Annotated in this window: 13 protein-coding genes; 3 read left to right on the plus strand and 10 right to left on the minus strand. The window is 60.6% G+C overall.

Going from position 1 to position 12,329, the window contains the following annotated elements:
- The first annotated feature begins 59 nt into the window (after nucleotides 1-59).
- Nucleotides 60-1,199, plus strand: a complete 1,140-nt coding sequence (locus KW840_RS14025; protein ID WP_218495697.1) for a PQQ-dependent sugar dehydrogenase — start codon at nucleotides 60-62, stop codon at nucleotides 1,197-1,199.
- A 140-nt stretch (nucleotides 1,200-1,339) separates the two neighbouring features.
- Here KW840_RS14025 and KW840_RS14030 read toward each other — a convergent pair whose 3' ends face one another.
- Nucleotides 1,340-1,675 carry a DUF2834 domain-containing protein gene (locus KW840_RS14030; protein WP_090455328.1) on the minus strand — a complete coding sequence of 112 codons (336 nt, stop codon included), beginning with the start codon at nucleotides 1,673-1,675 and terminating at the stop codon, nucleotides 1,340-1,342.
- A 247-nt stretch (nucleotides 1,676-1,922) separates the two neighbouring features.
- Here KW840_RS14030 and ilvA point away from each other — a divergent pair, with 247 nt between their 5' ends.
- Nucleotides 1,923-2,936, plus strand: coding sequence for a threonine ammonia-lyase, biosynthetic (gene ilvA, locus KW840_RS14035; protein WP_218495700.1), 1,014 nt, complete (start codon nucleotides 1,923-1,925; stop codon nucleotides 2,934-2,936).
- 64 nt (nucleotides 2,937-3,000) lie between these two features.
- Here ilvA and eco read toward each other — a convergent pair whose 3' ends face one another.
- Nucleotides 3,001-3,483, minus strand: coding sequence for a serine protease inhibitor ecotin (eco, locus tag KW840_RS14040; RefSeq protein WP_218495703.1), 483 nt, complete (start codon nucleotides 3,481-3,483; stop codon nucleotides 3,001-3,003).
- A gap of 278 nt (nucleotides 3,484-3,761) precedes the next feature.
- Here eco and KW840_RS14045 point away from each other — a divergent pair, with 278 nt between their 5' ends.
- Nucleotides 3,762-4,028: a DUF1652 domain-containing protein gene (locus KW840_RS14045; RefSeq protein ID WP_218495709.1), complete on the plus strand. Its 267-nt coding sequence runs from the start codon at nucleotides 3,762-3,764 to the stop codon at nucleotides 4,026-4,028.
- Here KW840_RS14045 and KW840_RS14050 read toward each other — a convergent pair.
- The 8 genes from KW840_RS14050 to KW840_RS14085 all read right to left on the minus strand — a co-directional run bounded on the left by KW840_RS14050 (nucleotide 4,025) and on the right by KW840_RS14085 (nucleotide 12,230).
- Complete coding sequence (locus KW840_RS14050; RefSeq protein ID WP_218495711.1) at nucleotides 4,025-4,420, minus strand: hypothetical protein; 396 nt, start codon at nucleotides 4,418-4,420, stop codon at nucleotides 4,025-4,027. The two genes, KW840_RS14045 and KW840_RS14050, sit on opposite strands and share 4 nt — an antisense overlap.
- Before the next feature lie 91 nt (nucleotides 4,421-4,511).
- Nucleotides 4,512-4,778 carry a DUF2790 domain-containing protein gene (locus KW840_RS14055; protein ID WP_218495713.1) on the minus strand — a complete coding sequence of 89 codons (267 nt, stop codon included), beginning with the start codon at nucleotides 4,776-4,778 and terminating at the stop codon, nucleotides 4,512-4,514.
- A 307-nt stretch (nucleotides 4,779-5,085) separates the two neighbouring features.
- Nucleotides 5,086-6,030, minus strand: a complete 945-nt coding sequence (locus KW840_RS14060) for a carbohydrate kinase (protein ID WP_218495715.1) — start codon at nucleotides 6,028-6,030, stop codon at nucleotides 5,086-5,088.
- A gap of 13 nt (nucleotides 6,031-6,043) precedes the next feature.
- Nucleotides 6,044-7,540 (minus strand): xylulokinase, encoded by a 1,497-nt coding sequence (gene xylB / locus KW840_RS14065; RefSeq protein WP_218495718.1) that lies wholly within the window; start codon nucleotides 7,538-7,540, stop codon nucleotides 6,044-6,046.
- 167 nt (nucleotides 7,541-7,707) lie between these two features.
- The gene (locus KW840_RS14070; RefSeq protein ID WP_218495720.1) at nucleotides 7,708-9,180 is read right to left on the minus strand and encodes a mannitol dehydrogenase family protein; all 1,473 of its coding nucleotides are present in this window, start codon (nucleotides 9,178-9,180) and stop codon (nucleotides 7,708-7,710) included.
- 16 nt (nucleotides 9,181-9,196) lie between these two features.
- Complete coding sequence (locus KW840_RS14075; RefSeq protein ID WP_218495722.1) at nucleotides 9,197-10,300, minus strand: ABC transporter ATP-binding protein; 1,104 nt, start codon at nucleotides 10,298-10,300, stop codon at nucleotides 9,197-9,199.
- 164 nt (nucleotides 10,301-10,464) lie between these two features.
- Nucleotides 10,465-11,295, minus strand: coding sequence for a carbohydrate ABC transporter permease (locus tag KW840_RS14080; protein WP_057400064.1), 831 nt, complete (start codon nucleotides 11,293-11,295; stop codon nucleotides 10,465-10,467).
- Between the two features lie 8 nt (nucleotides 11,296-11,303).
- Nucleotides 11,304-12,230, minus strand: a complete 927-nt coding sequence (locus KW840_RS14085) for a carbohydrate ABC transporter permease (protein ID WP_218495725.1) — start codon at nucleotides 12,228-12,230, stop codon at nucleotides 11,304-11,306.
- Nucleotides 12,231-12,329: the final 99 nt, after the last annotated feature.

The raw sequence follows: 12,329 nt of genomic DNA on the forward strand, positions 1-12,329 counted from the left end.
CATGACGTCTACCCGCTACTTTTCACCAAGCCTCATTTCCGTCAGAAAAGGAATCCTGCATGTTGCGTAAAAGCCTGTTGGCAACCCTCTGTGCCGGCGTATTGATCAGCGCCGTTGCCGCACCGGCCCAGACGATGAAAAGCGAAGATGGCACCCTTGAGGTCACCCCCATCGTGACGGGGCTGGAGCACCCCTGGGCCCTGGCATTCCTGCCGGATAGCAAAGGCATGCTGGTGACCGAACGGCCCGGCAACCTGCGACTGGTGACCGCCGAAGGCAAGTTGTCCGCACCGCTCAATGGCGTACCCACGGTCTGGGCCAAGGGGCAGGGTGGATTGCTCGACGTGGCGCTGTCGCCCGACTTCAAGCAGGACCGGATGGTCTATCTGTCCTATGCCGAAGGTGGCGGTCAGGGCGGCAAGGCCGGCACGGCGGTGGGCCGCGGCCGGCTCTCCGACGATATGACAGCGCTCAAGGATTTCCAGGTGATCCTGCGTCAGGAACCCAAGCTCTCGGTGGGCAACCATTTTGGCTCGCGGCTGGTGTTTGATCGCGACGGCTATCTGTTCGTGACCCTGGGGGAAAACAACGACCGCCCGACCGCCCAGGACCTCGACAAGCTGCAAGGCAAAGTGGTGCGAATCTACCCGGATGGCACTGTGCCCAAGGACAACCCCTTTGTCGGCCAGGCCAACGTGCGCCCGGAGATCTGGTCCTACGGGCAGCGTAACCCGCAAGGCGCCGCGCTCAACCCGTGGAACGGCACGCTGTGGGAAAACGAACACGGCCCTCAGGGCGGCGATGAAATCAACATCATCGAGCGCGGCAAGAATTACGGCTGGCCGCTGGCGACCCATGGCATCAACTACTCCGGTCAACCGATTCCCGAAGCCAAGGGTGAAATCGCCGAAGGCACCCTTGTCCCGAATCATGTCTGGGAAAAGTCCCCGGGCCTGAGTGGCATGGCGTTCTACGATGCCGATCGTTTCAAGGTCTGGCAGCGCAACGTGTTTGTCGGCGCGCTGATCAGCCAGGAACTGATCCGCCTGGAGTTCGATGGCGACAAGGTGATCCACGAGGAGCGCTTGCTCGGGGAGCTGAAAAAACGCATTCGCGACGTACGGCAGGGGCCGGACGGATACTTGTATGTTTTGACCGATGAGGAGAACGGCGGGTTGTACAAGGTGGGTTTGAAGTAACCAGCCGTGGGCTTGTCCTGCAGCCGCCATAGTGAGCGGCTGCAGAACGGGTATTGAGTTTCAGGGCATCGGTTTTTCAAATCTTGTGTAGGAGCGAGCCTGCTCGCGATTGCAATTTAAACCTCATTACGGGAGGTCGGTCAGATCTGTCGAGTCGCGGCAACTGAACTCTTTCGATTCTGAAACCCACGTACCACCAGATACAACAATGGCCCAATCGACACGAACACAGCGGTAATCAGTAGATATGGCACCACCGAAACCGCCGACTGCCCGCGCTTTCGCGCATCCTGGTACATCCAGATTGCTGCCAGCGTCGCCAGCAGGTAAAGATCGATCACCACTTGCGCAGTATCCGGGCGTGACATCAGGCTGATGCCGAAATCGATCAGCGATTGTTCGGCCTGGAGCATCACTGAAACCGTATAGCCGGCAAAAGCGATCAAGGCGATAAGGGGCAGGGTAATGGCCTTCATGTTTTCCTTCCTTGGGCAATGAATAGAACCGGTAGCCTATAGCGACCACCGCAAACTTGCCATTGACTTGCCATCAACGTCCGGCTAATTTCGAGCCATGACTTCCACCGTATTGCGCTGCCAGCCAAGCATTATTACCGCCATTCCTCATTTGGCGGGCTAGCTCACGACTGCAGCACCCAACCCGCCCTCGAGGCGGGTTTTTACTTTCTGTCTCCCGGGCCCCGATCAATGTCAGGAGACGACGATGAGTTTCACAACCGATCAACAGGCCTTGCTTGAAGGCTACGTGAAAAAAATCCTTGCCGCGCCGGTCTATGAGCTGGCCGTGCGCACGCCTTTGCAACCGGCACCGGCCTTGTCCGAAGCCTCGGGCAACCAGATCCTGCTCAAGCGCGAAGACTTGCAGCCGACCTTTTCTTTCAAGATCCGCGGTGCCTACAACAAGCTGGTACAACTGAGCGAGGTGCAAAAGGCCCGCGGCGTGGTCACGGCTTCTGCGGGCAATCATGCGCAGGGCGTGGCACTGGCGGCGCGGGAGTTGGGGATCAACGCCACCATCGTCATGCCCTGCACGACGCCGCAGTTGAAGGTCATCGGCGTGCGCAGTCGGGGCGCCGATGCGGTGTTGCACGGCGAAAGCTTTCCGTTCGCACTGGCCTTTGCGCTGGACTTGGCCCGGGAAACCGGTCGCACCTTTGTTTCGCCCTTCGACGACCCGGAGGTGATCGCTGGGCAAGGCACGGTAGCGATGGAAATCCTGCGTCAGCATCAGGGGCCTCTGGACGCGATCTTCGTGCCGGTGGGTGGCGGGGGGCTGATCGCGGGTATCGCCGCCTACGTCAAATACTTGCGGCCGGAAGTTCGCGTCATTGGCGTCGAGTCGGAACATTCCGCGTGTCTGCAAGCGGCGATGCATGCCGGCGAACGGGTCGTGTTGCCGAGCGTCGGCACCTTCGCCGATGGGGTGGCGGTGGCGCAGATCGGCGCTTACGGTTTTGAGGTCTGCCGGTTTTGCGTCGATGACGTGGTGACGGTCAGTAACGATGAACTTTGCGCCGCAATCAAGAATATCTACGATGATACCCGCTCGATCACCGAACCTTCCGGTGCGCTGGCCGTGGCCGGGATCAAGAGGTACGTCGCGCAGACCGGTGCATTGGGGCAGACCCTGGTGGCGATCGACTCGGGTGCCAACATCAATTTCGATAGTCTGGGGCACGTGGCCGAGCGCGCCGCGTTGAGTGGCGCCCCGGCATGATGCCTGGGCAGGTCGACAGCGGACGCCGCAAACGGGCGCCGCGAGGGGCCGCCGGATGGCCGGGTTATTCCTGAATGGCTTTCTCGACCTTGGTCGACGCCGACCAGATCCGATAGCGCACTTCGATGTCCTTGGGTACGTACAGCACGAGCGGCAGCTTGCTGTTGTAACGCAGCAGGAAGCCGTCACCGACCACCGGTACAAAACCCTGTTTGCTCGTGCCGCCCGGGCAGGCCATTAGCGTGCTCATCGGACCAATGACTTTTTCCAGGCGATAGAACGGATAGCCCCAACCCTCGAGGTTCTTCTCCTCGAGAATACCGCCCAGGCGCGGGTTGTTGCAGTCGACGGTCATCGTCTTGCCGGCCAGGATCTCGACCTGGAAGTCGCTTTCCCGGGTCTGTGGCGCGAGGTGAATCACCTGGCGGGTAAATCCGCTTTCGGCCTTCGGATAGGGTGCGGTGTTTTCGAGTTTGGCGGCGTGAGCAACGCCGGCAAGCCCCAGTGCGAACAGCGCTGTGCAAGCGTTAACAGTCAAAGAATTCATGATGCCTCCTTGCTTGAAGTGAAGGGCGGCATTTTCACTGTCGTGTGCAGTGAATGCAAACCCGGGATCCCCCGCGTGCAAATTGCAGGGTCGCCAGGGGCGCTTATTGCAAACCGCATGGCAGGTTTAAAGGTGATTCGTCTAAATCCTTGAAGTGCCGATGAACTGCACTACGAAATTCAGGGTATGTTTTATGCTGTAGGTGCCCTTGAAGCTTGCCGGGATTGCAAATGAGCGAGCATTGATCGTCCGGCAGTCTCACAAAGGAGGGAGTCGCCATGTTTCTTTCTGCCTTGGAAGTTCGCAATATCATCGAAAGCAGTTTTCTGCCCCAGCGCTGCCAGTGCACGCTGTCACCGGATCTGTCGATGACCGTCAAGATCTATGCAGACGGGCAAACCGATCAGCTCGATCTATTGGTCACTGGCATCGATGCCTCCGGGCTCAATGGTTGTCGGGAAATAAACGACTTGATTGCCCAACTGCGTTCCAGACAGCATCACATCGAAGTCGAACCGCACTCTATGCTGGGCAAAGCACTCTAGTCTGCTGTTTCGGGTTCCAGGGACACGCGCCGGGTCTGGAAGAACGCCAGGCCCAGCGCCAGTTCAAACCCGAGCGCCAGTAAAATGCCCGGTCCGACATGGCCGTTGAGCCATTCGGCAAAACCCAGCACGGCCAATCCCCAGCAGCCGACGACGAAGCCGAGGCTCAGCGCATTGCGGGTTGCGCAAGGAGGGGCGTTGCGAACCAGAAAAGAGAACACGCTCAACGCCCCAAACAGCACGGCGGTGCGTCGCGCGACCAACCCCACCGCGAATGAAAACTCGATATCCCAGAACGACAATAACCATTGCGGTGTCAGACCCCAGACCAGACTGAGCAAAAGACATAGGGCGGCGCAAAACAACGACAGCGTGCGAAACGACAACTGCATGGCGAATCCTTGCGGGCAGAGAGGGAGGCGCTAGAGCATAGCGCCGCAACCCTCAAAGGAATACTGCCAAGTACCAAATCAGATTTTTCGGTCAGCCCTGGTTCTCGCAAGCGTCGGAAAGTTTACGGTAGGAAATTTCTGCGGTTTTTCCCGTGTCATCGATGTACTTCATCTCGGCCTTCACCACCTTGCACTCCAGGGTGTCCGGCTCGGTCAGTGAAATCACTTTGCTGACATGCAATGGCATGCCGTAGTGATAGGGCACGGCTTGAGAGGTCGTGGTGTCATTGGCCTGAGCCAGGCCGGCAAACGCGGTGCAGGTGAGGGCCGCGGTAACCAGCAGGGTGCGAGTGTTCATCAGCGATCTCCGGTGCGGACGGAATGTCAGTTCGATGTGTCGCTTGTCGAACTTGCCGCACTGGGCGTCAGAACAGTCTGAGGGCGTGCGGTCCAGTGAAGTGTTGGATCGCACGGTTAAGCGAGGGTTAACCCGGCTGAACACCGCCTGTCGCGGATGCGCGATCCTGTGTATCAGTTAAGACCATCGGGCGCCTGATAGAAAGTCATCGCGAGCAAGCTCCCACAATGCCCGAGCGTCGACACAAATGTTGTGAACGACCCGCAACCCTGTAGGAGCGAGCCTGCTCGCAAAGAGGCCCTCGAATTCAGCGCAAATCCAGTTGCTTGCGATAAGGCAAATCCGGCCCGGTCTTGCCGCACGTCAGCGCCGCCGCCCGCACCGCGAACTTCAGCATGCGGTCGATCTGCTCGCGGCCCAGTTGCTTCAAGCCCTCCACTGAATCCAGTTGCTGTTCGGTCAGCCAGGTAATCAGCGCCGCCTGAAAGGTATCGCCGGCGCCCACGGTGTCGGCGATTTTTACCGAACAGGCGGGGGCCGACCACGAACCATGTGCCCGACTGAACACGGTCGCGCCTTCGCCGCCCCGGGTCAGGAATACCAGCTGACAGCGGTGCTGCAACCAGCCCTCGATCACCTGCGCCGGGTCCTGGTCGGGATACAGCAGATGCAGGTCCTCGTCGCTGACCTTGATCAGGTCGGCCAGTTCCACCAGTGTCGCGACTCGTTTACGCCACAGGTCGATGTCCGGCTCCGGGTTCAGGCGCACGTTCGGATCGAGGCTGATCAGGCGCTTGCCGCTTTCCCGGCGAACCAATGCCAATAGCGTGTCGGCAATCGGCTGCACCACCAGGGAAAACGAGCCGATATGCAGGCCGCGTACCTCAGGCCCGAGTGTCGGCAGGTGCTCCGGTTGCAATTGTCGATCCGCGCAACCTTCGCCACGGAAGCTGTACTGCGGCGAGCCATTGGCCCCCACGGCGACCATTGCCAGGGTGGTCGGCGCGGCAAACTCCAGCAGGTAGTCCAGGCACACGCCCTCATCTTGCAGCACTTGCAGCAGGCGCCGGCCCAAATAGTCGGTGGACAACCCGGCCAACAGCGCCGCGTCCACGCCCAAGCGGCGCAAACCCACCGCCACGTTGAATGGCGAGCCGCCGGCAATGGCCTTGAAGTTCACTTTGGACGCCAGCCCACTGGCGTCGTTTTCACTGAAAAAATCGAACAGCGCTTCGCCACACACCAGGTACATAGTTGTTCACTCTTCAAAGGGTTGCGACATGCTGTTGATAGCGTTCATACGCCTGCTGACAGGCTTGCACATTGTCGGCGACCGGCAGGGTTTCACTGGCCGGGTCGAGTTTTACGCAGCGCTCGCACAATTGCGCCAGGCTGTCTTCATGCCCGTTCGCCCGGGATACGCACCAGGCCGCCTGAATCGCCGCACCCAAGGCTGCGGCCTCGCTTTGTTCGGTGCAGATCACCGGTGTATTCATGGTGTCGGCGACGATTTGCCGCCAGACCGCACTTTTTGACCCACCCCCAATCAGCCGAATGCTGCGGCTTTGTAAGCCATTGCGGCGTAGCAGGTCCAGTCCGTAACGCAAACCGAACGTCGTGCCTTCGACCACCGCGCGGCACAGGTTGGCCCGGGTCAGGTTGGTCATGGTCAGGCCCGACAGGCTGGCGCTGGCATGGGGCAGGGCGGGCACACGTTCGCCATTGAAGAACGGCAGCATGCACACACCGTCGGCACCGATTGGCGCCTGGGCAACGAGGTCGTTGAATTGATCGATGTCGAGGTCCAGCAGCTCGCGAATCAGGCTGGTGGCATTGGTCAGGTTCATGGTGCAGATCAAAGGCAGCCAGCCGCCACTGGAGGAACAGAACGTGGCAACCGCGGCATCCGTGGCGACGTTCGGCTGATCGGCGTAGGCGTACACCGTGCCTGACGAGCCGAGGCTCATGGTGATTGCACCAGGCTGGATGTTGCCGGTGCCGATGGCGCCCATCATGTTGTCGCCACCGCCACTGGAGACCAGGGCCTTAGGGTTGATGCCCAGGTGTTCGGCGATGGCTGGCAGAATCGTGCCGACCGCCTGATGGGGGGCGATCAGCTCCGGCAGCGCCGCTTGCAGGCGCCCGCTGGGGTCGATGTCACGCAACAATTGCGAATCCCACTGGCGCGTACGCACATTGAAATACCCGGTGCCCGAGGCATCGCCGTATTCGCTGCAACTGCGGCCAGTGAGCCAATGGTTGAGGTAGTCGTGGGGCAGCAAGATGCGGGCGATCCGGGAGAACACGTCGGGATGCTGCTCTTTGGTCCATAACAGCTTGGACAGGGTGTAGCCCGGCGCGATGACGACGCCAAGGCGTTTCAGCGAACCCTTTTCGCCACCCAGGTGGGCCAGCAGTCGGTCATTCTCCGGGGTGGTTTCGGTGTCGCACCAGAGTTTAGCCGCACGCAACACCTTGCCCTGATCGTCGAGCAGCACCAGGCCGTGTTGCTGGCCGGACACGCCAATGCCGAGGATCGACTGGCCATCGGCTTTGGCCGCGAGCAATGCGCGGCGAGTGGCGGTGGCGAAGGCTTCCAGCCACTGCTGGGTGTCCTGTTCGCGGCGGCCATTGGGGCCGCTGATCAGGCTGTGGCTGGCGGTTCCCTGGCCGAGCACTTCACCATTGGCCGTGTCGAGGATGATGGCTTTGGTGCCTTGGGTTCCGCAGTCGATGCCGAGGAAGAGTTGTCGGGTTGTCATGCAGTATTCCTGGTCGTCAGCTAGATACAAGTCTGGATTCCCCATTCCCGGTGCCTGTCAGGCCGCCTTCGCGAGCAAGCTCGCTCCCACAGGGTTTGGTGTTGCTCACAAAATTCCTTGTGGGAGCGGGCTTGCTCGCGAAGGCGGCAGCAGGTCCACCGCAGGACTTACGCCAGCACCCGTTCCAACGTCCGAGACACCCCAACCTCGCGCAAACTGTTGCAGCACCACTCAAACGCCGCGACAAACTCCGGTGAGCGCGCAATGGCCGTACCAAAAATCTCCTCGACCGCCAGCAAGCGCTGGGTAATCAGCACATCATCGGCCACCAGCGCCTGGCAGAACGCCGCCCGTGGATCCGCAATCGTGTAGGTCTCGCCCTGTTCATCCACGCCTTTGAGATACAGCGCCCACGCCGCCACCACCAACGCCGCGCGCCGGGTATCGCAGCCATCGGCGATCAAACGGTTGATGGTCGGTACGGTGAATTTCGGAAACTTCGACGAACCGTCCGAACACACCCGTTCAAGCTGATCGGCAATCGCCTGATTGGAGAACCGCGCCACCAGGGTGTTCTTGTACTCGGCCAGGTCGATTCCCGGCACCGCCGGCAGCTGTGGCGTCACGTCCAGGTCCATGTAGGCGCGCATGTAGCGCACGAACAGCGGGTCGTTCATGGTTTCGTGGACGAAGCGGTAACCCTTCAGGAATCCCAGGTACGTCAGCGCCAGATGACTGCCGTTGAGCAGCTTGATCTTCATTTCTTCGTAGGGCGTGACGTCGTCGGTGAATTGCACGCCGACTTTTTCCCAGGCCGGGCGACCGTTGACGAACCTGTCTTCCAGCACCCATTGCGCGAAGGGTTCGCAGACCACCGGCCAGGCATCGTCCACGCCATGCCGGTCCGCCAGTTGCAGGCGATGGAGGGTGCTGGTCATCGGTGTAATGCGGTCGACCATGGCGTTGGGGAAACTGACGTTGGCGTCGATCCAGTCGCGCAACTGGCTGTCGTGCAAGGCGGCAAAGGCCAGCAGGGCCTTGCGGGTGACGGCGCCGTTGTGCGGCAGGTTATCGCAGGACATCAGGGTGAAGGCCGCTGTGCCAGCTGCGCGGCGCTTGGCCAGTGCGGCACACAGGAAGCCGAACACGGTTTTCGGTGCGCCAGGGTGCGCCAGGTCATGCTGGATCTGCGGCAAGTGCGCCATGAACTCGCCGGTGCTGTCGTCGATGCAGTATCCGCCTTCGGTGATGGTCAGCGAGACGATGCGGATCTCGGGGCTGGCCAGTTTGTCGATCAATGCCTGGGCACTGTCCTCGGCCAGCAGCATGTCACGAAGGGCGCCGATCACCCGCACTTCGGTGTCGTCGCTATCGCCGAGTTCGAACAGGGTGAACAGATAATCCTGATCCTTGAGATCGTCACGGGCGCGACGGTCTTCAGCGCGCAGGCCGACACCGCAGATGGCCCAGTCCAGGCCTTCGCCGGTATTCATCAAGGCGTCGGTGTAGTACGCCTGATGGGCACGGTGGAAACCGCCGACCCCGATGTGCGCGATACCTTGGCGGGTCTCGCCCAGAGCGTAGGCGGGCAGGACCACTTCAGGGGCGAGGCGGTTGAGGTTGAGTTGGTTCAATTTCATCGCAGGCTCTCTGAAATCAGGCAGCGACGCGCAACGGGCGGGTCAACGCCACGCCGTCGGCATCGAATAAATGGCAGTGTTGCGCATCCAGATGCAGGCTCAGGGTTTCACCGTAGCGGCTGGCCAGATCGCCGCGAACGCGCATGGTCAGGGCTTCGCCGGATGCCGTCCGGACGTGGCAGAAGGTGTCGCTGCCCAGGCGCTCGCTGACATCGGCGGTGACCTGCAAGGCGCAGTCGCCGGGTTTGGCCAGTTCCAGGTGCTCTGGGCGAATACCCAGCGTCACCGCACTCCCGACGCTCAGATGCCTGCCGCCCAAGGGCAGGCTGACGCGGGTTCCGGCGTCGAGTTGCACTTCACAGCCCTGGCTGTCGACGCGGGTGATCTTGCCCTTGAGCAAGCCCATTTTCGGTGTGCCGAGGAAACCGGCGACGAACAGATTGGCTGGCTGGTGATAGAGATCCAGCGGCGAGCCGACCTGCTCGATCTTGCCGCCATTGAGTACGACCACTTTGTCGGCCATGGTCATCGCTTCGACCTGATCGTGAGTCACGTAGATCATCGTGGCTTGCAGTTCTTTGTGCAGGCGCAACAGTTCCAGGCGCATCTGCACCCGCAGGGCGGCATCGAGGTTGGACAACGGTTCGTCGAACAGGAAGATTTTCGGGTTACGCACGATGGCCCGGCCAATCGCCACGCGCTGGCGCTGGCCGCCGGACAGTTGCTTGGGTTTGCGCTCCAGCATCGGCCCCAGTTCGAGGATGCGCGCCGCTTCGCTGACCTTCTTCTCTACTTCGGCTTTCGCCACGCCGGCCAGGTCGAGGGCGAACGACATGTTCTTGCGCACGCTCATGTGCGGGTACAGGGCGTAGGTCTGGAACACCATCGCCAGATCGCGCTTGGCCGGGCTCACTTCGGTGATGTCGCGGCCGTCGAGTTCGATGGTGCCGCCGCTGACTTCCTCCAGCCCGGCGATCAGCCGCAGCAGCGTGGATTTACCGCAGCCCGACGGGCCGACGAATACCACGAACTCCTTGTCGTTCACTTCAAGGTCGATGCCCTTGATGATGGAAAAGCCTTCGAAGCCTTTTTGCAGATTCTTGATTTTCAGGTTGGCCATGGTGATGGGCCTCCGTTTGTTTTTATTCAGTTGAACCAGGTGGGCTTTTTTGTGGGAGCGAGCTTGCTCGCGATGAGGGTGTATCCGTCGGCATTGATGCTGACTGACCCACCGCTATCGCGAGCAAGCTCGCTCCCACAGGAGTCGCATTCGGTTAGCGGTATTCATTTCACGGCGCCGAACGACAGGCCGCGCACCAGTTGTTTCTGGCTGATCCAGCCGAAGATCAGGATCGGCGCACAGGCCAGGGTCGAGACGGCCGACAATTTGGCCCAGAACAGCCCTTCGGGGCTTGAGTACGAGGCGATCAATGCGGTCAGTGGCGCGGCTTTCGACGAGGTCAGGTTCAGCGACCAGAACGCCTCGTTCCAACACAGGATCAACGACAGCAGCACCGTGGATGCCAGGCCGCCCTTGGCGATGGGCAGCAACACCCGGAGCATCTCCTGTGCCAGCGTTGCGCCGTCCAGCCGCGCGGCTTCGAGGATGTCCCTGGGGATGTCCTTGAAGTAGGTGTAAATCATCCAGACCACGATCGGCAGGTTGATCAGCGTGTAGATGACGATCAGCGCGATCCGTGTATCGAGCAGGCCGAAACTCTTGGCCAGCAGATAGATCGGCATCAGCACGCCCACCGGCGGCAGCATCTTGGTGGAGAGCATCCACAGCAGCGTGCCTCTGGTGCGCCGGGTTTCGTAGAACGCCATGGAGTAGGCCGCCGGCACCGCGATCAGCAGGCACAGCGCGGTGGCGCTGAAGGAGATCACCACCGAGTTCCAGGCGAAACTGAAATAGTCGCTGCGCTCGTTGATGTGCAGGTAGTTCTCCAGCGTCGGCATGAAGATGAACTGCGGCGGCGTGGCGAAGGCATCGATCTCGGTCTTGAAACTGGTCAGTACCATCCAGAAGATCGGAAAGAAGATCAGGATCGCGATGGCCCAGGCCAACGTACCGAGCAGCAGGCTTTGCAGGCGACGGGATTGTTGAAGAGTCATGGCAGGCCTCAGGCTTTGTCGGTCAGGTTTTTGCCGATCATCCGCACCAGGATGATCGCGGCGATGTTGGCGATGACGACGGCGATCAGGCCGCCCGCCGAGGCCATGCCGACATCGAACTGCACCAGCGCCTGGTTGTAGATCAGGTAGGCGAGGTTGGTCGAGGCGTAGCCGGGACCGCCGTTGGTGGTGGTGAAGATTTCGGCGAACACCGAGAGCAGGAAGATGGTTTCGATCATCACCACCACCGCAATCGGCCGCGCCAGGTGCGGCAGGGTCAGGTGCCAGAAAATCGCGATGGGCCCGGCACCGTCCAGGCGCGCGGCTTCTTTCTGTTCCTGGTCGAGGGACTGCATGGCGGTCATCAGGATCAGGATTGCGAAGGGCAGCCATTGCCACGAGACAATGATGATGATCGACAGCAGCGGGTAGTGCGCCAGCCAGTCCACCGGTTGCGCGCCGAACAGCTTCCAGACGTAGGCGAGAATCCCCGACACCGGATGGAAAATCAGGTTCTTCCAGATCAGTGCGCCCACCGTGGGCATGATGAAAAACGGCGAGATCAGCATCACCCGTACGATGCCGCGACCGAAAAACTCACTGGCCTCCAGCAGGGCACTGATCAGCACGCCGAGTACCACACTGATCAGCAGCACGCTGCCCACCAGCAACAGCGTGTTGGTGGCGCCGGGCAGAAAGCCGGAGTCGGTGAGGAAGTAGGTGAAGTTTTCCAGGCCGACGAACTCGTTCTCGCCGGGGTTGAGCAAGTTGTAGCGAATCGTCGAGAAGTAGACGGTCATACCCAGCGGTACGATCATCCACAACAGTAGCAATGCCACCGAAGGGCTGACCAGAAACCAGCCGGGATTGGCCACGCTGCTTTTGCGCTGCGGCTGGGCAATGTCCATGTGAGCTTTTGCAGTTGATGTATTCATGGTGTTAAACCGAATGGGTACAGGCAATGAAGATCAACTGTGGGAGCGAGCTTGCTCGCGATAGCTATCTGTCAGCCGACATCACTGTTGAATGTCATG

It is taken from the genome of Pseudomonas sp. PDM30 (assembly GCF_019218985.1).
Taxonomy (GTDB): Bacteria; Pseudomonadota; Gammaproteobacteria; order Pseudomonadales; family Pseudomonadaceae; genus Aquipseudomonas; species Aquipseudomonas jessenii.

Coding starts and splice junctions, on each gene's coding strand:
- KW840_RS14080 (WP_057400064.1), bottom strand. CDS start 11,295: ATGACTCTTCAACAATCCCGTCGCCTGCAAAGCCTGCTGCTCGGTACG.
- KW840_RS14085 (WP_218495725.1), bottom strand. CDS start 12,230: ATGAATACATCAACTGCAAAAGCTCACATGGACATTGCCCAGCCGCAG.
- KW840_RS14075 (WP_218495722.1), bottom strand. CDS start 10,300: ATGGCCAACCTGAAAATCAAGAATCTGCAAAAAGGCTTCGAAGGCTTT.
- KW840_RS14045 (WP_218495709.1), top strand. CDS start 3,762: ATGTTTCTTTCTGCCTTGGAAGTTCGCAATATCATCGAAAGCAGTTTT.
- ilvA (WP_218495700.1), top strand. CDS start 1,923: ATGAGTTTCACAACCGATCAACAGGCCTTGCTTGAAGGCTACGTGAAA.
- eco (WP_218495703.1), bottom strand. CDS start 3,483: ATGAATTCTTTGACTGTTAACGCTTGCACAGCGCTGTTCGCACTGGGG.
- KW840_RS14030 (WP_090455328.1), bottom strand. CDS start 1,675: ATGAAGGCCATTACCCTGCCCCTTATCGCCTTGATCGCTTTTGCCGGC.
- xylB (WP_218495718.1), bottom strand. CDS start 7,540: ATGACAACCCGACAACTCTTCCTCGGCATCGACTGCGGAACCCAAGGC.
- KW840_RS14070 (WP_218495720.1), bottom strand. CDS start 9,180: ATGAAATTGAACCAACTCAACCTCAACCGCCTCGCCCCTGAAGTGGTC.
- KW840_RS14050 (WP_218495711.1), bottom strand. CDS start 4,420: ATGCAGTTGTCGTTTCGCACGCTGTCGTTGTTTTGCGCCGCCCTATGT.
- KW840_RS14060 (WP_218495715.1), bottom strand. CDS start 6,030: ATGTACCTGGTGTGTGGCGAAGCGCTGTTCGATTTTTTCAGTGAAAAC.
- KW840_RS14055 (WP_218495713.1), bottom strand. CDS start 4,778: ATGAACACTCGCACCCTGCTGGTTACCGCGGCCCTCACCTGCACCGCG.
- KW840_RS14025 (WP_218495697.1), top strand. CDS start 60: ATGTTGCGTAAAAGCCTGTTGGCAACCCTCTGTGCCGGCGTATTGATC.